The 21,247-nt window shown below is 40.5% G+C and carries 19 protein-coding genes; 8 read left to right on the top strand and 11 right to left on the bottom strand.

Translation table 11 applies throughout. From position 1 onward, the window contains the following. Window positions 1–521 precede the first annotated feature (521 nt). Together GSQ74_RS11400 and pyrE are read right to left on the bottom strand one after the other, a co-directional pair. On the bottom strand, window positions 522–920 hold the full coding sequence (locus GSQ74_RS11400; RefSeq protein ID WP_158993323.1) for an SRPBCC family protein: 399 nt from the start codon (window positions 918–920) through the stop codon (window positions 522–524). A gap of 16 nt (window positions 921–936) precedes the next feature. After that, the gene (gene pyrE, locus GSQ74_RS11395) at window positions 937–1,578 is read right to left on the bottom strand and encodes an orotate phosphoribosyltransferase (RefSeq protein WP_158993321.1); all 642 of its coding nucleotides are present in this window, start codon (window positions 1,576–1,578) and stop codon (window positions 937–939) included. On the opposite strand from pyrE, the gene GSQ74_RS11390 reads away from it, so the two are divergent. Next, window positions 1,579–2,217 carry an NUDIX hydrolase gene (locus GSQ74_RS11390; RefSeq protein WP_158993319.1) on the top strand — a complete coding sequence of 213 codons (639 nt, stop codon included), beginning with the start codon at window positions 1,579–1,581 and terminating at the stop codon, window positions 2,215–2,217. On the opposite strand, the gene coaD is transcribed toward GSQ74_RS11390, so the two are convergent. From coaD to GSQ74_RS11375, 3 genes are all read right to left on the bottom strand, one after another. Next, window positions 2,186–2,647, bottom strand: coding sequence for a pantetheine-phosphate adenylyltransferase (coaD, locus tag GSQ74_RS11385; protein ID WP_158993317.1), 462 nt, complete (start codon window positions 2,645–2,647; stop codon window positions 2,186–2,188). The two genes, GSQ74_RS11390 and coaD, sit on opposite strands and share 32 nt — an antisense overlap. Window positions 2,648–2,927: 280 nt before the next feature. After that, a complete protein-coding gene (locus GSQ74_RS11380) occupies window positions 2,928–3,464 on the bottom strand; it encodes an RsmD family RNA methyltransferase (RefSeq protein WP_158993315.1) in 537 nt (178 codons plus the stop codon). Further along, complete coding sequence (locus GSQ74_RS11375) at window positions 3,440–4,252, bottom strand: DUF3822 family protein (protein WP_158993313.1); 813 nt, start codon at window positions 4,250–4,252, stop codon at window positions 3,440–3,442. The genes GSQ74_RS11380 and GSQ74_RS11375 overlap by 25 nt, the downstream gene beginning before the upstream one ends. 159 nt (window positions 4,253–4,411) lie before the next feature. On the opposite strand from GSQ74_RS11375, the gene GSQ74_RS11370 reads away from it, so the two are divergent. The 6 genes from GSQ74_RS11370 to GSQ74_RS11345 all read left to right on the top strand — a co-directional run bounded on the left by GSQ74_RS11370 (window position 4,412) and on the right by GSQ74_RS11345 (window position 11,366). After that, complete coding sequence (locus tag GSQ74_RS11370; protein ID WP_158993311.1) at window positions 4,412–5,836, top strand: ATP-dependent RecD-like DNA helicase; 1,425 nt, start codon at window positions 4,412–4,414, stop codon at window positions 5,834–5,836. Between the two features lie 253 nt (window positions 5,837–6,089). Further along, window positions 6,090–8,141 carry a BatA domain-containing protein gene (locus GSQ74_RS11365; protein ID WP_158993309.1) on the top strand — a complete coding sequence of 684 codons (2,052 nt, stop codon included), beginning with the start codon at window positions 6,090–6,092 and terminating at the stop codon, window positions 8,139–8,141. A gap of 30 nt (window positions 8,142–8,171) precedes the next feature. After that, a complete protein-coding gene (locus GSQ74_RS11360) occupies window positions 8,172–9,425 on the top strand; it encodes a dihydroorotase family protein (RefSeq protein WP_158993307.1) in 1,254 nt (417 codons plus the stop codon). 5 nt (window positions 9,426–9,430) lie between these two features. Further along, window positions 9,431–10,099: a hypothetical protein gene (locus GSQ74_RS11355; RefSeq protein WP_158993305.1), complete on the top strand. Its 669-nt coding sequence runs from the start codon at window positions 9,431–9,433 to the stop codon at window positions 10,097–10,099. Window positions 10,100–10,103: 4 nt separating this feature from the next. Further along, entirely contained in the window at window positions 10,104–10,703 is a 600-nt protein-coding gene (locus GSQ74_RS11350) for a DUF4199 domain-containing protein (RefSeq protein WP_158993303.1), read from the top strand. 90 nt (window positions 10,704–10,793) lie between these two features. Beyond that, window positions 10,794–11,366 (top strand): DUF4199 domain-containing protein, encoded by a 573-nt coding sequence (locus tag GSQ74_RS11345; protein WP_158993301.1) that lies wholly within the window; start codon window positions 10,794–10,796, stop codon window positions 11,364–11,366. 85 nt (window positions 11,367–11,451) lie between these two features. On the opposite strand, the gene rseP is transcribed toward GSQ74_RS11345, so the two are convergent. From rseP to GSQ74_RS11315, 6 genes are all read right to left on the bottom strand, one after another. Continuing rightward, window positions 11,452–12,783: an RIP metalloprotease RseP gene (rseP, locus tag GSQ74_RS11340; protein WP_158993299.1), complete on the bottom strand. Its 1,332-nt coding sequence runs from the start codon at window positions 12,781–12,783 to the stop codon at window positions 11,452–11,454. A gap of 8 nt (window positions 12,784–12,791) precedes the next feature. Further along, a complete protein-coding gene (locus GSQ74_RS11335; RefSeq protein ID WP_158993297.1) occupies window positions 12,792–13,976 on the bottom strand; it encodes a 1-deoxy-D-xylulose-5-phosphate reductoisomerase in 1,185 nt (394 codons plus the stop codon). After that, on the bottom strand, window positions 13,969–15,474 hold the full coding sequence (locus tag GSQ74_RS11330; RefSeq protein WP_158993295.1) for a GH3 auxin-responsive promoter family protein: 1,506 nt from the start codon (window positions 15,472–15,474) through the stop codon (window positions 13,969–13,971). Before GSQ74_RS11330 ends, GSQ74_RS11335 begins: the two co-directional genes overlap by 8 nt. A 2-nt stretch (window positions 15,475–15,476) precedes the next feature. Further along, complete coding sequence (locus GSQ74_RS11325; RefSeq protein WP_158993293.1) at window positions 15,477–16,265, bottom strand: hypothetical protein; 789 nt, start codon at window positions 16,263–16,265, stop codon at window positions 15,477–15,479. A gap of 6 nt (window positions 16,266–16,271) precedes the next feature. After that, on the bottom strand, window positions 16,272–17,240 hold the full coding sequence (locus GSQ74_RS11320) for a glycosyltransferase family 2 protein (protein WP_158993291.1): 969 nt from the start codon (window positions 17,238–17,240) through the stop codon (window positions 16,272–16,274). A 106-nt stretch (window positions 17,241–17,346) separates the two neighbouring features. Further along, window positions 17,347–18,300, bottom strand: a complete 954-nt coding sequence (locus GSQ74_RS11315; protein WP_158993290.1) for a glycosyltransferase family 2 protein — start codon at window positions 18,298–18,300, stop codon at window positions 17,347–17,349. Window positions 18,301–18,664: 364 nt separating this feature from the next. Here GSQ74_RS11315 and GSQ74_RS11310 point away from each other — a divergent pair, with 364 nt between their 5' ends. Further along, a complete protein-coding gene (locus GSQ74_RS11310; RefSeq protein WP_158993288.1) occupies window positions 18,665–21,238 on the top strand; it encodes a M1 family metallopeptidase in 2,574 nt (857 codons plus the stop codon). Window positions 21,239–21,247: the final 9 nt, after the last annotated feature.

Below are 21,247 nucleotides of genomic sequence, written 5' to 3'. Positions count from 1 at the left end.
CTTTTACATTCAATAATATACCTGTTATTGGAGATCAATCGAAGTATAATTATTATGGTTCCGATATCAATTTATTACAAGTGCAATAGTAGCTTATTATAAACAAACCCGTCGCAAGCAAATCAACGTGACGAGTTTGCTTCGCCGCGCAGGTTCTGCGCAGTCCCGCAATGACATGGCTTTTGGGATTGCCATACTCCGATCGCAATGACGATACGGAGAATCATTCCTCAATTTTCCCTGATTTATTTTTATTGTAGAGCAACATCCTCATTTATAATGCGTAAAAGTATTATAAATGTCAAATAAACCATTATTAGCCACTAATTGATTCTTTTTAGCGTTTTGGAATAAACTTTGACTTAATATTTAATAGAGGTTGATTTACAGTAAAGGTTTTTAAATAAAAGTCGAAAGGAAAATAAAAATGGGCATATTAATAGCATTCTTAATTGTCATCAACGTATGTATGATAATTAGGCACAACATCAAAGAACGAAAAGGAACTTACTAATTATATATTAGTTTAATAAGTTAAACAGATTGGCCGTTTCATCATCGGCCAATTTTTGTAAAGGGCCCGATGCAACCATCTTCATCATCATATTCAGGTCGGCAGCAATAACAAATAAAACTTGGGTGCCGTTTTCAACCGGGGTTAAAGTCCACTTCAATTCCATTTCAAAAGGAGGCTTTTCAGCAGGAATTATTCTTATTTCGCTGGCAGGGATACGCTCATCAATTTTTAATGACAGCTTTATCATATTCCTGATATTGAAGCTCGCTTCATCAACAGTCGAGGCCCAGTCAGATATATCATCCTTAGGCATCAACTGTTCATGATTATTCATATCTGCCAAAAAAGTAAAAATAGCTTCGGCAGATTTATTTATAGTGGTAGTGCTTTCGAAATTCTTCATAGATCATGAGGGAATTTTATTGGCCCCAAACTGATGGGGCTTCGCGCCATTGTTTAAGCAACAATGCATCATCAGGTGTTATATACTGATTTTGCTCGGCGTATTTAATTAAGGCGCTATAGTTTGATAACGTTACAAACGGACATTTAGCCTCGTTGAAGTTTTCAGTAGCGATATCAAACTCATAAGTAAATATAGCGGCAAGTCCGGCTACATCATAACCGGCTTCGCGTAAGGCCTCAACAGCTTGTAAGCTGCTTTTGCCGGTAGAGATCAGATCCTCAATCACCACAACCCTTTTGCCTGTAAGCACATCACCCTCGATCATATTACCACGACCGTGTTCTTTTGGTTTTGAACGAACGTATATAAATGGCAGCCCTAATTCCTGAGCTACTAATACACCTTGGGGTATGCCCGCGGTAGCAACACCTGCTATGCAGCCAACGGCGCCAAATTTTTCCTGAATTAATTGTGTTAATTGCTGGCGTATATAAGTACGCGCAGTTGGGTGCGATAACGTAATACGGTTATCGCAATAAATAGGCGATTTCCAACCCGAAGCCCATGTAAATGGATTATTAGGTTGTAATTTAATTGCTTTAATTTGCAGCAGAAACTCGGCCACTTGTTGTTCGGCCTCACTATAGTTAAACATATGGCTCAAAAATACAGAATTTATATTAACGAAAAAGTTATTCTATTAACAGAATCTGAACCTAAAAAGGCAGATAGCTATGAAAAGATTGATGCTCAGATGTTTGATTTGAAAATAATTTACACCTGGATACTGGCTCATCACAACAAAAATTTCTATATAATTTGTACCGATGCCAAGCTTTTTATGAAGAATATTATTGCCGGCATCACGCTTATTGAAGCAGCTGGCGGTTTGGTTAAGAGCCATAAAGGCGAATATTTATTTATTTACCGTAACGACAAATGGGACCTGCCAAAAGGCAAAATTGAGAAAGATGAAAAGACCAGAGTTGCTGCTGTGCGCGAAGTAGAAGAGGAGTGTGGTATTAAAGTGAGCAGGCTTGGCGCTAAAATATGTAAGACTTACCATTCTTACATCAGCAAAGGCGAGGTGGTTTTAAAGAAAACCCATTGGTACGATATGACCTACAAGGGTAAAGAAAAATTAACCCCGCAGATTGAAGAGGGAATTACCGATGTACGCTGGTTTAAACCAAACCATATTGACGCGATAGTGCAGAATACTTTTCCATCTATTTTAGATGTATTGGTAAAGGAAGATCTGATTAAAGATAAGCCAGCGCTTCTTTCGGAATAAACTGGGCTACATCGCCGTTGTGGCGCATAATTTCGCGTACAATGGTGGAGCTGATGGATGAATAGCCCGGTTTGCTCACAATAAAGATACTCTCAATATCGGGTACTAAAGCGTGGTTCATTTGGGCGATGGCTTTTTCGTATTCAAAATCCGATACGGTACGTATACCCCGGATCATATAGGTAGCGCCAATGCTCTGGCAAAAACTTACTGTTAAACCTTCATAAGCGATCACATGGATCTTTGGTTCATGCTCAAATACCGCGCGCAGCATTTTTTCGCGTGTCTCTACACTCAAAAAGCCCGCTTTAGAGCTGTTAACACCAATACCGATATATACCTTATCGAACAAGCCGATAGATCGTTTTACAATATCAACGTGGGCCTTGGTAACCGGATCAAACGAACCGGGGAAAAGTGCGATTTTCATAGATTATGCTTGCGCTTGTTGTCACAAATATAATGGTATATATCAAATTATTTACAGCTGGTGTACCATGATACAAGTGGAACAAGTGGTACAAATGGTACACTTTTTACCTCTTTTTCGGCCTTAAAAGCATTAAAAAGGCAGTTTTTAAATCATTTTTAGCATCTAAAATCACGAAAAAAGTGCGTTTTTAGACATAAAAACACTTAAAATCCATTAAAAAATGACCCTTTTCGCCACAAAAAAGACTTAAAATAACACAATTTTATGCTTGTTAGAATTATGCTGATTCAAAAAACGAGAACGACGAATGCCCGTATTTACGCTGCTCAACAAACGCCGGATGGTTGCTCAAATTTTGTAATGACTGATGCTCTACAATCAGCAATCCTCCCGATAGCAACAGGTTTTTCTCGAAAATGATCTTGGGTATTTCGGGTATCTGGTTAAGATCGTAAGGAGGGTCGGCAAAAATAACGTCGTATTGCTCGGTTTCTATTTGCAGGTATTTTAAAACATCAGCCTTGAAAGTTTTTATCTGGGTAAGCTTGTGCTGGCGCGATGTATCGTTTAAATAGTGAATGCATTGCACGCTTCTATCAACCGATACCACCTCACTTGCACCACGGGATGCAAATTCCAACGAAATATTGCCGGTGCCGCTAAACAGGTCGAGCACTTTGATGTCCTCAAACTCAATTTTATTAAGCAGGATATTAAATAATGCCTCTTTTGCCAGGTCGGTAGTGGGGCGTACAGGCAGGTTTGTTGGCGGGTTAAGGCGTAAACCTTTTAATATACCTCCGATGATACGCATAGTGACAAAGCAGCAAGGACCAGTAATTGGTGAGGGAAAATTGTAGATGGATGTTCAATCACCTCCAATTCATTCTGTTCAACACCGTTAAAAAAATCAGCAAGACGGGTAAGGTTCTTGTCATCAACATTACAATCGCCGCTTACTTGCAAAATCAGGCTTTTAGGTTGCAATTGCAGTTCCTGTGCAACTAACGACGTATAGTAAACAAGTTCATCGGGATTGGTAAATTCAAAACAGTTGTAAAAACGTATTTTACCGTTGGCAAAATATAATATATCAACCTGATTTTTATCAATATTTAAATACAGATTATTGTCCTGAAGATTGTTAGCAATGGCAGTGATCCAACCTTTATTCACAAACACAATATTGTCGGTTCCGAACTTTTCAGCCGCTGCCGCAACTTTACCGTCAACCTTAAAAACTACGTAGTTATCGTCATCCAAAGGCTGGGCTAAAACTTTTTCATTGGGTTTTACATCAAGATAGCGGGCGAAATCAGCCAGCTTATCATCACTAAATAAAGCATTGGGTATTAAAGTAAAACCTGTTGGATGTACTCCTGCTGCAACTTTTTTATAATCGAAACTTAAAAGATCGTGGGCATCACCCGGTTCAGTAAGCAATTTTATATCACAATCCTCGGCCCAGGCCATCAGCTTGTTCTGGTAAACAACAGCGTATGAAAACGTTGCAGGGTAAATTTGTAGCAACAAACTGTAATTGCTGTTAACCTGATAAAGGCTCAAATTTGTATCGCGGTAGTTATAAATGTGGTTACTCATCCTGTTTGAACAAAAGTAATATTTTTTAGGAACACTAATCCAACGAATTTAATCGAATTACACCAACGCATTTTTTTACCCTCTTTCCGCCGCAGGCGAAGAGAGGGGCGACCAGCGCAGCTTAGTCGGGGTGAGTTAGATTTTCCTTAACTTTACTCCGTGTCCGATCAAATTCGCCAAGCATTTCCCCACGAGCCAACTCCCCAACAACTGGAGTTATTTGCTAAGCTGCACACCTTTCTAACTAGCGACCACGGCGAAGAATGTTTTATTTTGCGCGGGTACGCCGGGACGGGCAAAACAACCATCGTAGGCGCATTGGTAAAGGCCCTGCGCAGTTACAGTATGAAATCAGTGCTATTAGCGCCAACGGGTCGTGCGGCTAAAGTAATTACCAGCTATTCGGGCCGTAAAGCATTTACCATACACAAACGCATCTACCGTAAAAAATCGGCGCTAAATGTGGACGAATCCTTTTCCATCAACGACAACATGGCTACCGATACGTTGTTTATTATTGATGAGGCATCCATGATTTCCGATGAGATCAGCGGCAACAACCGCGAAACCCTGTTGCACGATCTGGTTAAGTATGTTTATAACGAAAAGAACTGCAAACTGATGCTGGTAGGTGATACCGCCCAGCTGCCGCCCGTGGGTTCGGAAGAAAGCCCTGCCCTGGATGCAAGGTTGATGAAAGCGCAATTTGGCTTAAAGGTATTCGGGTATGAGTTGACGGATGTATTACGCCAACAAAAGGATTCGGGTATATTATTTAATGTTACGAATGTGCGCGATATTATCCGTAAGCAAAAAGACAATTACCCGCAAATAGTTACCAAAGGTTTCAAGGATGTTTTTCGCATGAGCAGCGAAAAACTGGAAGAAGGCTTAAACTACTCTTATAATAAATATGGCGATGAAAATACGCTAATCATATGCCGTTCCAATAAAAACGCCAACCTGTATAATCGTCAGATCCGTGGCCGAATTTTATGGCGCGAGGAAGAACTCACCGGCGGCGACCAGATAATGATAGTAAAAAACAATTACTTCTGGCTGCAGGATAAAGAGGAGGGCAGTACCGGTTTTATAGCCAATGGCGATATAGCCCGCATACGTAAAGTGCGCAAGTTTGAGGAGATTTATGGTTTTCGCTTCGCGGATGTGCAGTTAGAGTTCACCGATTATGCCGAAGATCCGGTAATGGATTGCAAAATAATGCTGGATACCCTGTATTCCGAAGCGCCTGCCTTGCCGTCAACCGAGCAAAAGCGTTTTTATTTAGAGGTGATGAAGGATTACGACCACATAACCAATAAACGCCAAAAGCACGAAGAGCTAAAGCTAAACCCATACTATAATGCCCTGCAAATAAAATTCGCCTACGCCATTACCTGCCACAAAGCCCAGGGCGGCCAATGGGATGCCGTGTTTGTAGATCAGGGATACCTAACCGACGAAATGGTAAACAAAGATTTCCTCCGCTGGTTCTACACCGCCTGCACCCGTGCCACTAAAGAATTGTTTTTGGTGAATTTCAATGATAAGTTTTTTGTAACGAAGAGGGAAGAAGAGGAATAGAGGTAACAACGTGGGCTGTCATGCTGAGGCACTCGAAGCATAAGCGTAAAGGCCTGCCCCCATGCTTCGAGTATATTAATTCCATTTGTCATTCTGAGCAACAGCGAAGAATCTGTAAAGTAGTTTACACCAGTACAGATTCTTCGTTCCTCAGAATGACAATAAAGAAATCCTTAAATCCATTAATCAAGGTTCCGACAAATTCAGACAAAATTCTGCACATTTGCATATAAGCACATCTGCACATCAAAATATGCACTTTCTGTACCCGGCTTTTTTATTTGCATTAGTTTCACTCGCTATCCCGGTACTCATCCATTTATTTAATTTCCGCAAGTATCAAAAGGTATACTTCAGTAACGTACAGTTCCTGAAACAGATAAATGAGCAGCAATCCTCTCGCCGTAACCTTAAAGAACGCCTGATACTGGCAGCACGTTTATTAGCCCTAACTTTTCTGGTACTGGCATTTGCCCGCCCATATATCAATAACGGCCATGCCATCAACGCCAACACACAGCAGGCAGTCAGCATTTTTGTAGATAATTCCTACTCCATGCAAACCCTCAATAGCGAAGGTTCACTGTTGGATCAGGCTAAACAGAAAGCTAAAGAAATTGCCTCTGCCTACGGTATAAATGACCGCTTTCAGTTGCTTACCCAGGACTTTGAAGGTAAGCACCAGCGTTTACTAAGTCGCGATGAATTTAACGATGCGGTTGATGCAGTAAAAATAAGCCCGCAGAGCAGGAACCTGCAACAGATCATCAACCGCCAGCAAAGCTTGTTGGGCATGCAGGCTAATGCGGTTAAATCTATTTACGTGATCTCTGATTTTCAAAAGAATATATCACCTATACAAGCACTTAAAACCGATACTGGCGCACGGATCAATTTTGTACAGCTTAAAGCCAGTAAATTACCCAATGTGGCGGTTGATTCGGTTTGGCTATTAAGCGCCATTCATCGCCCCGGCGAAAGTGAAAAATTAGTGGTCCGCCTGCATAATTATGCAGATGCAAAGGCGGAGAAGATTCCGCTCAAAGTGCTCATCAATAAAGAGCAAAAAGCTTTGGGCAGTTATACTGTAAATCCAAGATCGGCCCAAAATGATACCTTGTCGTTCTCCGGTTTACAAGCAGGTTGGCAACAAGGTAAGGTTACTTTGCAGGATAACCCGGTCACCTTTGATAACGATTTCTACTTCAGCTTTAATGTAAAACAGCAAATGCCAGTTTTATTGGTTGACGATGGTACAGCAAACGCCTATTTAAAAGCTGTATTTGCAGCCGATAAGTTTTTTGATGTGAAAGACGTTCCCGCCGGTAACGTAGATTACGCGGGATTAAGCCGTTACCCATTCATCGTTTTAAGTGATATTAAATCCATTTCAGCAGGCTTGGCACAACAACTAAAATCTTACGTAGCAAAAGGCGGTTCGCTCGTAGTATTTCCCTCTGCTGATGCAGACATCAACACTTATCAGGCTTTACTACAGCCCATGAATGCGCCTTATCCCAATAAATTGCAAACAGAAGCGATTAAAGTTTCAAACATCAACCTGCAAAGCCAGGTATTCAAAAATATCTTCGACAATTACCCACAAAATCCGGATCTGCCCATCGTAAAAAAATACTACCAGTTAGTATCATCAAACAATAGTCAAAATCTGATGGCTCTGCCGGGTAACAGTCCATTTTTAACGGAAAGCTCAAGCGGAAAGGGCAAAGTTTACGTTTCGGCGGTAGCATTGAATGATGATTTCAGCAACCTGCAACGCCATGCACTGTTTTTACCGGTGATGTTTAGGATCGCTTTATTAAGCGGCCACGATCTGCCACTGTTTTATACCATCGGTCAAAGCGAAGCCATTGAAGTGCCACCCATTCAAACAGGAGAAAAACAACTGTTGAAGTTAGTTAAAGATAGCATCAGCATTATTCCTGATGTTAGGCAGCAGGAGGGGAGCACCCTGCTTTATCTATCCGATGAAGTACAGCAAACCGGCACCTACAACCTGCAAAAGCAGGATAGCACGGTAGCTGTATTAGCTTTTAATGATAGCCGCAGCGAATCCGATCTTACCTATTTAACACCCGCTGATCTAACTAAAATCCTGCCGAAATCGGGTTCAATTTTGCAGGCTGGTACGGCCTCATTAAAAAATGCGGTCACTGATATAAATATAGGCTTACAATTATGGAAACTTTGTATAATTTTGGCTTTGATATTTTTAGCCGTTGAAATATTGTTGGTTAGGTGCTATAAGCCTGATAAACAAGTGATTTCGCGAGCTAAAGAGTAGCAAAATAAATCCACCCATAACGCAGCGCAAATGAATTTGCTTATCAAATCCGCCACTGTAATCGATCCAAACTCTTCATTTCATCAAAAAGTTGTCGACATTCTTGTTGAAGACGGCTACATCACACTCATTGCGCCCAAAGTAAATGCCAAGGCCGAAGTTGTTGATGGCACCGGGAAGTTTGTATCGCCCGGTTTCTTTGATTTGAACTGTAACATTGGCGAACTTGGGCTGGAAACTAAAGAGGATTTACAATCTGGTACAAAAGCAGCTGCATCCGGTGGTTTTACCGGCATCGCTTTAATGCCCAATACCCAACCGCCTGTACATTCGAAAGCGGAGGTTGAATATCTGCTTAACCGCGCGAAAAACAATCTTGTTGATGTTTATCCGCTGGGTGCTATCTCGCACAAACGAGATGGTAAGGACATGGCCGAGATGTACGACATGTTCCTGAGCGGCGCTAAAGCCTTTACCGATGGCAACCGCCCGGTACAGGATGCCGGCTTAATGGAACGCTCCCTGCTTTATACGAAGGGCTTCGGCGCCTTGATCATGTCATATCCTGAAGATACCGCCATCGCCGGAAAAGCAAAAGTACACGAAGGCGAAATGAGTACGCTATTAGGTATGAAAGGTATCCCATCGCTTGCCGAGGAATTGATGATCGCCCGTGATCTTTACCTGGCCGAATACACCGAATCAAAAATACATTTCAGCACCATTTCAACCACACGTTCGGTTGAACTGATCAGGGATGCCAAGAAAAAAGGACTTAAAGTAACCTGTGATGTTGCCGCGCATCATTTATTGTTGACAGATGAAGCCTTAGCGGGCTTCGACAGCCAATATAAAGTAAAGCCACCACTACGTACCCAATCGGATGTTGAGGCGCTAATAGCTGGCTTAAAAGATGGCACTATCGATGCCATTGTCACACAACATACCCCGCACGAAGTGGAGTTCAAAGATGTAGAGTTTGAAGTAGCTGAATATGGCAATATTACTTTGCAAACGGCATTTTCAACAGTACTAAAAGCCGGTCTTGATCTGGACCTGATCGTCCAAAAAATGGCCGTGAAGCCCCGCGAAATATTAAACGTAGAAGCATCCATCATCATCGAAGGAAAAAAAGCTAACCTTGCCTTGCTTGATCCTAATGAGGAATGGCAGTATACCAAACAAAATAATCAGTCTAAATCCCATAATTCTCCTTTCATCGGGCAGAACTTAAAGGGTAAAGTACTGTTAGTTTGTAATAACAATCACCTATTTAAATCATAACGATCATGATCGACCCGAAAATTAAAACCGCGATCGAAGCTGCCCTTGGCGCCTTCGCTGAATATACCGACTTTGAAGCCGTAGCGCTTAGCGATACTTTTTTCGAAGTATTTTCTTCTGAAGAAGATTTCCTAAGCAAAGTTGACCTGCTGGATGCTGTATTTGATGATAATTCAGAAATTGAAGAACTGCGCGAAGTATTCTTTGATATGCTGATGATCAACTTCTTTAGCCAGGATGTTAAAAAACTGGAAGAAGATTACCTGGATTCTCCGGAATGGGAAGCCATCGAAGAAGATACTTTAGACAGGGGTACTGAATTATTAAACCTGCTGCTGTATTTAAACGAATGTGAAGACGAAGATATTGAACCGGGATTAGAAGATTATTTAAAAGAGTTTTTACTGGTTGATGAGGATGAGTTTCAAGACGAATACCGTATCTATGAACCAGTAATAGCTAACCAGATATTAATTGAAAGCCCGGTTGATGAAATTGCCCGTATGGCAGAGAGTTTGCCTGATGATTCGGAAGTAAAAGAATTGTTTTATCCGATGATGTGTTTCTTCTCAAATTCTGATTTCTCCGACGACGAATATGCAGCAGTAGCCGAAAGCGCGCCAAACCCTGAGTTTGATATGGCGGTATTAGAAATATTAATTGCGTTTAACTAAGCACATGGCTATAAAATTAGGGGGTGTTGGTTCCGACGTAAAAAAGAAAGGACTTATTAAGGGGCTGTTTTTAGGTTGTATTGTTGTGGTTGTAAACATCCTGTCGTTTTATTACATGACAGGTACTGTTGAATCGCATCCATTATTAATACTGCCAGGTTCGTTTATTCTTACCATTGTAATCCCACTTATTACTATCATCCTATTTACACTTAATATCAGGAAAAGCATTGGGGGCTATTGGTCTTTCAGGCAAGCGGTTACAGCCATATTTATTATGTTGTTCACCACATATATAATGCTTACCATAGGGCGCGATATTTTATTTGTTAAGCTGGTGGAGCCGAATATGGTTCAAAAGATAGGTGCGGTTATGGTGGAATCCAGAATGCTGAAAGACAAACTTGACGGAATGCCTCCGGCGCAAATCACCCAGGATTTAGCTTTCGAAAAAAAGAATTTTAGTGTACAAGTCGACAATGGTCAATGGGCAATTGTTGAAAGTATTCCTGAAAATATTTTGATAACCTTCGTTTTAGCGGTAATGTTATCTGCTGTCTTTAAAAAAGAGCGGACTATTTTGGTCGAAAAAACAGTGGAATAATCTAAATACGAGTTTCCATTTGTTAGTTTGTGTTGAATAATATTTCTTAATTTTATTCAACACAAACTAATCATAAATGGAAACTTATCTATGAAGCAATTACTTTACAACCTTTCTTTCAGAAATGGCCTCATTATAGGCGGAATTTCTGCCTTATTTACGATAATATTCTTTTTTATTAATCCGGTTATACAATACACCAATTTTGTAGTGCCTATACTATCCCTGGTGATAGTTATTGCGCTATTAGTAATATTAGCGATAGATATAAGAAAAAGAATTGGTGGCTTTTGGAGTTTTGGCCAGGCATTCCTAAGCCTTTTTATTATGAGTGTTTGCCTTGTAGTGATAGGCTTGGTACTTAATTTTATAATTATGAAGTTAAATCCAACGTTGCCGCAAAGGATAAATGATGCTTTGGCCGATACCATGTCACAACGATTAGAAAAGTTTGGCATGGACCAAACGCAAATAGATGATAGCACCAAAATGTACACCGATGGCGAATTTATAGCTAAACTGGAACCATCAATATTTAATGAACTTGTTGGATTAGGTTCTGGAATTGCCTTTTACACTGTTATAAGCCTTATTATAGCCGCCTGTGTTAAAAAAACTCCGCCTTTGTTCGCTACCGAAGCTGGCAACGAAACGATAGAATAAGTAATAACTGTATCAAAACAAAAAGCGTTTAATGATTAATCATTAAACGCTTTTTGTTTTTGTAAGTAATTAACCTTGGCACTTATTAGTGCTTCATAATCAACTTAAATATATCGTTACCAAAAACAAATACCATTAAAGTGATCAATAAAACAAAGCCAACTAATTGTGCCCGTTCTAAAAATTTATCGCTTAATGGTTTGCCTTTAATCATTTCTATTAATAGGAATAGGGAGTGACCTCCATCAAGTGCAGGTATAGGCAACAGGTTAGTTATTGCTAATACCATCGAGAGTACACCTACAAGGCTCCAGAAATGCCCCCAATCAATCTGGCCGCCAAACATGGTTGCTATCTTTACCGGGCCGCCTAAACCTTTGTTAATTTTAACATCGCCGGTAAATATTTTGCCTAAGCCTTTGGCATTATCACTAAAAGTACTCCACGCTTTAATTACACCAACAGGCAACGAGCCTAAAAAGCCAAATTTTAAGGTGTCTTGCTTTGGCAGGTCTCTCTTAGCCACAATACCTATTGTACCTTCCGCGGTTATGTTTGAATTAAGCTGAAGCAGCACGCCGTTACGTTTTACCGATAACTGTACCGACTTGTTTTTATTCGATAATAATTGTGATTGTAACTGATCAAAAAACGGTACCGGGTTGTTGTTAACGGCTAATATGCTATCGCCTTTTTTCAATCCTGCTTTCTGGGCATTGCCGCCTACAACTACCGAGTCTACCATAAAATGGCTTCGCGGGTCATGGTTTACAAATAGATCGGTGCCATCATCCGACAAATCATTTAATATCCCTTTCGGAACAGTAAATTGTAAATGCTGATTGCCGCGTAATACATCAAGTATCGATTGATTTAATAACACATTTGGACTGATTATATCTTCAAAGCGTTTAATAGGTACACCATTAACCGCATAAATCTGGTCGCCTGGTTCAAGTCCCATTTTCATGCCAACCTTTCCCGGCACAATACCATAATGCGCATTTTTAACGGGGGTATAGGTTTCGCCATATTTAAGGGTCAGCATCCAAAATATGAAAATACATACAATAATATTTACAAAAATTCCGGCTAACATTACTATTAAACGTTGCCATGCCGGTTTTGAGCGAAACTCCCAGGGCTGCGGAGGCCCTTGTAATTGATCGGTATCCATCGATTCATCAATCATACCGGCAATCTTCACATAACCACCTAACGGTAGCCAGCCTACACCGTATTCAATACCTTTGTAAGTGAATTTAAACAGGCTAAAATTCCATGCATCAAAAAATAGGTAAAACTTTTCAACCTTAATACCAAAAGCTCGTGCGGCTAAAAAGTGACCAAGTTCATGCAGAATTACCAGGATCGCAAGTCCCAGTAGCAACTGGCCAACCATTATTACTATACTCATTATATATATTAAATATGTACTGCCTTTAACGGCATTTTTTCTATTAAATTTTGCGCAAATATGCGTGTTTCTTTATCAGTATTCAAATAATCATCCAATAGTGGGCTACTCATAAAACTGATTTTTTGCATACAGGTTTCAATAATATCGCTCATGGCTAAAAAGCCTATGGTATTATCTAAAAAACCCTTCACTGCAATTTCGTTAGCGGCGTTTATTATACAAGGCATATTGCCGCCTTGTTTTAAAGCCTCAAATGCTATTGCAAGGTTACGAAAAGTTTTGCTATCAGCTTTTTCAAAAGTAAGGTTAGGGTAGTCGGTAAAATTAAAGCGCTTAAAATCGTTTTTTAACCTATTGGGGTAAGTAAAAGCATACTGAATAGGCAATTTCATATCCGGTAAACCCATTTGCGCTTTGATTGAGCCATCCTCAAACTGTACCATCGAATGAATGATGGATTGCGGATGAACGATTACATCAATTTGCTCGGTTTCCAGATCAAACAACCACTTAGCTTCTATCACTTCAAGTCCCTTATTCATCAGCGAGGCCGAATCAATAGTGATTTTGGCACCCATTACCCAGTTTGGATGTTTTAATGCATCCTCACGCATTACATGAGCCAGGAAATTAAGATTCTTACCCCTGAATGGGCCGCCCGAAGCAGTCAGGATGATCTTCTCAATCGCATTATTGTCTTCGCCTGCAAGGCACTGAAAAATAGCGGAATGTTCGGAATCAACAGGTAATATTTTTACGTCGTGTGCTTTGGCTAAACCAGTTATCAGTTCACCGGCAACAACCAGGGTTTCTTTATTTGCTAACGCGATGTCTTTGCCAGCTTTAATTGCAGCAATAGTAGGCTCCAATCCCGAGAACCCAACCATGGCAGTCAATACCATATGTATTTCGGGGTGCGTAACAATATCTGTTATTGAGTCAATACCGGCTAAAACTTTTACCTCGGTACCGGCAAGCGCATTTTTTACATACTGATATTTATCCTCATCACAAATAATAGCGTAAGCAGGATTAAACCGCAGCGCCTGCGCGATCAGCAGATCAGCGCTCTTTTGTGCAGTGATCACATACGCCCTGAAAAGATCAGGGTTACCGCTAATAACATCAAGTGCTTGTGTGCCGATGCTTCCGGTAGAGCCCAGTATGGCTATGTTTTTTACGTCAGTCAATTTTAATATACTCCTTTAATCCGTCTGCAATCTTTCTATCGTTTGCCAATCTCGGCACTTTATTTTGCCCGCCAAGTTTCCCTTGGGCACGCATATAGTTTATAAAAGTATCCTTTTTTAAACTTCTTATAACCAAAGGCTGCAGAATATTGCCTTTAATCAGGTCAAAGTAGTAAATATTTTTCTTTTGCAGGGCCTCATCAACTTTTTGTCTGAATGCATTTATATCTGCGGGCTCAGTACCAAATTCTACAAACCATTCATGGTACGGTAATTCACCAGCTGGTGGGGTAACCTGCGGGGCAACGGTAAACTCAACAACATCTATACCTTCCTGTTTGGCCACGCTCATCAAAGCATGTTCAACTTCTTCACCAATCACATGCTCGCCGAAGGCCGATATAAAATGTTTGATTCGCCCGGTAACTAATATCTTATATGGATCTTTCGAGATGAATTTAGCCGTATCGCCCAAACTATATCCCCACAAACCAGCATTGGTATTTAATATCAGCGCGTAATTTTTATTTAGTTCGATGTCTTTTAAGCTGATGCGGGTTGGGTTTTCATTAAAAAACTCATCAACCGGGATAAACTCATAAAATATTCCCGAATCAACTTGTAACAATAAGCCCTTTTCTTTTTGCGAATCCTGGAAAGCGATAAACCCTTCAGATGCCGGGTAAGTTTCAATGGTATCAATGGCGAAGCCGATACTTTCTTCTATTCGTGCACGATATGGTTCATAATTCACCCCGCCATATACAAACAGTTTAAAGTTGGGGAATATCTCCCTGATTTTTTTGCCGCCACTTTTTGCTGAAAGCCTGTCGAAATACATCTGGCACCAGGGCGGTATGCCCGATATCAGTCGCATGTCTTCACTACTGGTTTCATCAACAATAGCATCTACTTTTTGCTCCCAATCCTCAATGCAATTGATCTCATAACTGGGCATCCTGTTTTTTTGCAGATACCCCGGCACATGATGGGCAACAATGCCCGATAGCCTGCCGGTTTCAATTCCTGCTTTTTTACTTAAAATTGGGCTGCCCTGTAAAAAGATGAGCTTACCATTTAAAAAATCCGCATTCCCGGTTTCATGTACGTAGCTCAACAAGGCATTGCGTGCTGAGGTAATATGCGCAGGCATGCTTTCCTTTGAAATTGGGATATATTTAACACCTGAAGTAGTGCCCGAAGTTTTAGTTAGATAAAGCGGTTTTCCCGGCCATAAAATATTTTCTTCGCCATTGACTACACGCTCAATATAGGGGCGAAGCTCTTCGTAATCACGCACAGGTACGAGCTTTTTAAACTCGTCATAACTGCTGATCTTGGCAAAGTCATGTGCCTTACCAAACTCCGTATTTTTAGCCTGATTGATGAGTTTTTGGAAAGTTTTTTCCTGCAGAGCCGCCGCATTGTAGCGAATGTTATTCAATTGCCGGTTAACCAGCACGGCAAATACTTTACTCAGCGCAGCTTTTAACCCCATAATTAGATTGTTTCACTAATATCGTCATCCACATCAAGGTGACTATAAACCAACTTGCGGTAGGTAACCATAATAATTACTTGTACAAATGGGAAGGTGAGGATGAACCAGCAATAAAATGCCAGTCGCCAAATGTATTCGCCGGTATCTTGGTTAATACCAGATAGCAGGATGACAATTAAAATAGGTATCAATGCGGCTATCAGTACGCCTATAATGATAAAGAAGATGCCAAGCGTTTTAAAGAAGTTATCTTTTGTAATCTCGAAGCTTTGCTTTAATGATTCTATCGGCAACGAATCATCATCCACAATAAAGCAGATGCAAAAAATAGAACGCAGCAGTAAATATAATACGAAACCACACTCCGCGATGCGGAAAGTGGCAAGTATAGTCTCGTTATAAGCGATATACCGTTCAATTAATACGTTTACAAAAAGCAAAACAGATATTAAAACCGCGTATGCAAAAGCGATTACAATGAAATTGAATGCCATTTTAAATGATGGCACAATATCCCTGAACTCAAATTCGTAATACTCTCTGTCCATTAGCGTCAGAATCAGCTTGTAAAAGCTGAGTGCCAGATAGGCCTGGATAATCATTTGAATAATGATGGTGCTAAACTGGCTTACCCTGTCATCCCCGACAAAAATAAAGGCGTTAAAAAAATCTACCAGGCCATTAATAAATAATGATATAGCAGAATATACTACCAGCGGAATGAAATTTTTCTTTAAAACGTTCCATGCAGTTTTAATCGTTTCAGCAATGGAAAATGCGTGGTACATATATTTTTATGACTTTTTTAATATTATTCGTTTCCAAAAATCCTGCATAAACCCTAAGCCATAAGCGGTAAGTTGAATAAATGCCGCAATCATGCTCAAAAATGCAATTTTTACCGACTTGTTTTTCCACCACGAGTGAAAAAATATCAACAAAATAAAAACTGCTAACACAATATTACATAACCGGGCTATGGGCCAGCTTATGATATTGCTTATTATCGTAAAAATAATAAATAACGTGAATATCGCCGGGAAAAAATGTACCGCTTTTAATTCCTGCGGAAAGAATTTATAAACATTGATCCTCGCCCTGCCAAAAAAGTGCAGCTGCTTATAAAACTGTAAAAAGTTAGTACGGCGTTTGTGATAAACTTTAGCATCCGGTATCAACCCGATCTTAAAACCTAATGAATGTATGCGGATGCTGTACTCAATGTCTTCGCCCAAACGGGTAATGATAAAACCGCCCGCTTTTTCCCATACGTGTCGCGAAATACCCATATTAAAGCTCCGCGGATGAAATTGACCTATGCCTTTTTTATTTCCGCGGATACCGCCGGTGGTAAAAGGGGAGGTCATGGAATAACTAATAGCTTTTTGAGTAGGAGTAAAAGATGGATGCGCATCATCCGGGCCACCATAAGCATCAAGCCAATTAGTAGTCAGGCTCTCATTTACTATTTGCAAATAATCAGCCGGTATCAGGCAATCCGAATCAAATATGATGAAGTAATCGCCTTTAGCCCGTTCAAAAGCGTAGTTGCGGGTAAATCCCTGGCCTTCGTTGGCTTTTACAAAATATCGTAAATTCAGTTTATTCTCAAAGGTTTTAACAACCTCAGCCGCATCATTAACCGATCCATCCTCAATCACCAAAACCTCAAAATCCTTATAGGTTTGTTGAGTTAAGGTTTCCAGCAGTTCTTTGATTTCCTGCGGGCGGTTATATAAAGGAATGATGATGGAAAAAAACATTATTTAGATGTGAGATTTTAGACGTGAGATTTGAGATAGAATAATGGAAAACTTCAAGAAGCAAGATATAAGTCTCATGTCTAAAATCTCATATCTCAAATCTAATTTAAATCGTTTCCTCTATTTGATACCTATTACGTTCGCTGGCACTTCTTGCAACCAATTCGGCAACAAAGCCGGTTAAAAATAGCTGCGAACCCAAAATTATGGCTACCAACGCGATATAAAACAGTGGTTGTTCTGTTACATCCCTGCTATATTTTATGTGATGAGATATGTCATATAATTTATCGCTAATAAGCCATATAGTCATAACCAAACCAGCAAAAAAACTAACTGAACCCATCGCTCCAAAAAAGTGCATCGGGCGTTTACCGAACTTGCCGACAAAAAATATAGACAGCAGATCCAAAAAGCCATTCACAAAACGGCTCATGCCGAATTTTGTTGTACCATATTTACGGGCACGGTGCTCAACTACCTGCTCACCAATTTTGTTGAAACCCGCCCATTTGGCTATAACTGGTATGTAGCGGTGCATTTCGCCGTAAACCTCAATGTTTTTTACAACGGTTTTACGGTATGCTTTCAAGCCACAGTTAAAATCATGCAAATTATCAATGCCCGACATCTTGCGTGTAGCCGCATTAAACAATTTAGTAGGTATAGTTTTAGTGATCGGGTCGTAGCGTTTTGCTTTCCAGCCTGAGATCAGATCATATTTATCTTCGGTAATTCTTCGGTAAAGCGCCGGTATTTCATCGGGGCTATCCTGCAAATCGGCATCCATGGTAATTACCACCTCGCCTTTAACAGCTTCGAAACCCGTATTTAAAGCAGCGGATTTGCCATAATTACGCCTGAATTTAATGCCCCTGATGTAAGGATTACTCTCACGCAGCTTCAGGATCATTTCCCATGATCCGTCTTTACTGCCATCATCAACCAAAATAATCTCGTAACTATAACCGTTTTCGTCCATCACACTACTTATCCATGAGGTAAGCTCGGGTAATGATTCTACTTCGTTATATAAAGGTACAACAACTGATATATCCATTTATCGCGGGATGTAGCCGGGTACTATACCGACACATCCGCAAAAATATAAAAAAATGCTTACAAGCTCAGCTAATTGCTCGGTTTGATGAGGGAAATAGCTTTTAAGAATTTCAAGCACCTTGTATACGGCTTTAATATTCGAAAATATAACATGCAGGCCTTGTGCGATACCTTTCCCTAGAATAGGGAAAGGAGGAGGATAGGGTAAATATGCGATTGACTTTAAAAGCGATTTCCCCGCCGGTTGATTTATTACCCGCATTAATGTAGTGATTACAGGTACTATCAACCTAACAATCACTTATTTTATGGGTAATTATTTTACATTTGTTGCTCTTAAAATTATAAACCTTCAATTGACCATGAAGTATTACAAAATTGCAGTTATGCTTTTGCTGTGTGTTACCATCCGTAACAGCTACGCCCAAAATACCGATGAACCGGTAACTAAATATGATCAGTACCAGGTTTTTACGCCAACTTTTTATCATGATAAAGGCAACGAGTACCGTACCGCAAGCGGCGCGCCAGGCGTTAAATACTGGCAAAACAGTGCCGACTACAAAATAAACGTAACACTGGATACCACTGCGCATAAAGTAAGCGGCAGCGCGACCATCACCTACACCAACAACAGCCCCGACCCAATGGCTTTTCTATGGTTGCAGCTGGATCAGAATATTTATCGTGAAGATTCCCGCGGTACTGCCACTAGTCCGGTAGGGGGGACACGTAATTCGGTGCATAATTTTACCGATGGCGATGAAATTAAAGCTGTATACGTCATCAAAAATGGCAAAGCCGAAAAAGCTGACTATATAGTAAGTGATACCCGCATGCAGATCAGGCTAAAAGATACCCTGCGCACAAACGGCACCAAAATTCAAATAAAAGTAGAATATGCTTTTACTGTACCTGAATATGGTACCGATCGCATGGGCCGTATGCATACCAAAAATGGCTGGATATATGAAATAGCTGAGTGGTACCCACGCATGGAGGTTTATGATGATGTTACCGGCTGGAACGTGATCCCATACATGGGCGGTGCTGAGTTTTACTTGGATTACGGCAATTTTGATTTTACCATAACAGCACCATCCAACCTGGTGGTAGTGGGCTCCGGTGAATTATTGAACCCAACCGAGGTATTAACTCCGGGAGAGATCAGCAAATTGGCCGCGGCTAAAAATAGCGACAAAACTTTATTTGTAAAGGATTCTACCGATGTGGTTAATGGCGATGTTCATCCTAATAAAGCCGAATTAACCTGGCATTTTTTCTGCAAGAATTCCCGCGATGTATCCTGGGCGGCATCTAAGGCCTTTTTATGGGATGCCGCGCGTATCAATTTGCCAAATGGCAAAAAGGCGTTGGCCCAGTCGGTTTATCCAATTGAATCAAAAAGACAGAATGCCTGGAGCAGATCAACAGAATATGTAAAAGCAGCTATCGAATTATATTCAAATAAATGGTTCCCTTATACTTATCCGGTGGCTACTAACGTGGCAGGTACGGTTAGCGGTATGGAATATCCGGGGATTGTATTCTGCGGATCAGACCAAAAAACAGGCGAGCTTTGGGAAGTAACTAACCACGAGTTTGGCCATAACTGGTTCCCGATGATCGTTGGCTCCAATGAACGCAAATTTGCATGGATGGATGAAGGCTTTAACACCTTTATTAATAAAGTAGATACCAAAGTATTTAACAATGGCGAATATTATCAGAAACAAGATGTAGAGCGTAATGCACAGGGTATGTTCCCACCTGAGGCGAATTCTATTATGACCTTGCCTGATGTTACACCGGATAGCTTCTCGGGCATGTCGGAATACGAGAAACCTGCGCTGGCATTAACTGTATTGCGTGAGCAGATCCTGGGCGAAGACAGGTTCGACTATGCTTTTCAAACTTATATTAAACGCTGGGCATTTAAACACCCTACGCCTTGGGACTTTTTCCATACCATGGATAATGCCGCGGGCGAAGATTTAGGCTGGTTTTGGAACGAATGGTTCTTTACCACCTGGAAACTTGATCAGGCAATAAAAGCGATAGATTATACGGATAACGACCCAACAAAAGGATCATTAATAACCATCGAAAATCTGGAAGAAATGGCTATGCCGGTAACCATCGCCATAAAAGAAGAAAACGGTAAATCGGGTATTGTGAAATTACCTGCCGAAATATGGGAGCGTGGTGGTGAATGGCAATTCGCTTATAAATCAACATCAAAAATAGTTTCTGCTGTTATTGATCCTGATCATAAATTGCCTGACATCAATCCCGATAATAACTCATTCAGCGGCTTACCGGTACCTGAAGGTACAACACCGAAAGATGTGCTTAATAAGTATTTGGATGCCATTGGTGGTCAGGACAAAATAAAAGCAGTTAAAACTATTAAATTGGTTGATACAACCGATATACAAGGCACACCAATAGTACGAACCAGCACCTATACACAACCTGGCACATTCAACCAGGATGTTACTTTACCTACGTATCAAAATGCTGTTTTTTCGCATATGGCTATAAGTGGTGATAGTGTACTGGTGAGCGAGAAAAACACCGCCCTGCAACTAAGCAACGTTGATAAAAATGCAGTTAAGCAAAAGCAAAAGCTTTTCCCTGAGCTGGATTATTTAAAACCGGGCTATAGTTTAACACTTGCACCAACAATGCAGCTAGTAGGCGATAATTTGGTATATGTTGTTACAGCCACAGCGCCTGACGGTATCAAAATAAAATCATACTACGACCAAAAAACAGGACTGAAAGTGCGTGAAGTTATTGACAGACCAGGGGCTTTAACCGTTGATTTTGCAGATTATAAAAGTGTAAATGGTATTCAAGTGCCTTTCACCCAAAAAACATCTTTTGTTGGTTTGCCTGTCGACTTTAAAGTGAAGAGTGCTGATATTCAATAAAGCTCTTTT

Source organism: Mucilaginibacter sp. L196 (assembly GCF_009765905.1).
Classification (GTDB): Bacteria; Bacteroidota; Bacteroidia; order Sphingobacteriales; family Sphingobacteriaceae; genus Mucilaginibacter.
This window is presented reverse-complemented; position numbering and strand designations above follow the sequence as displayed.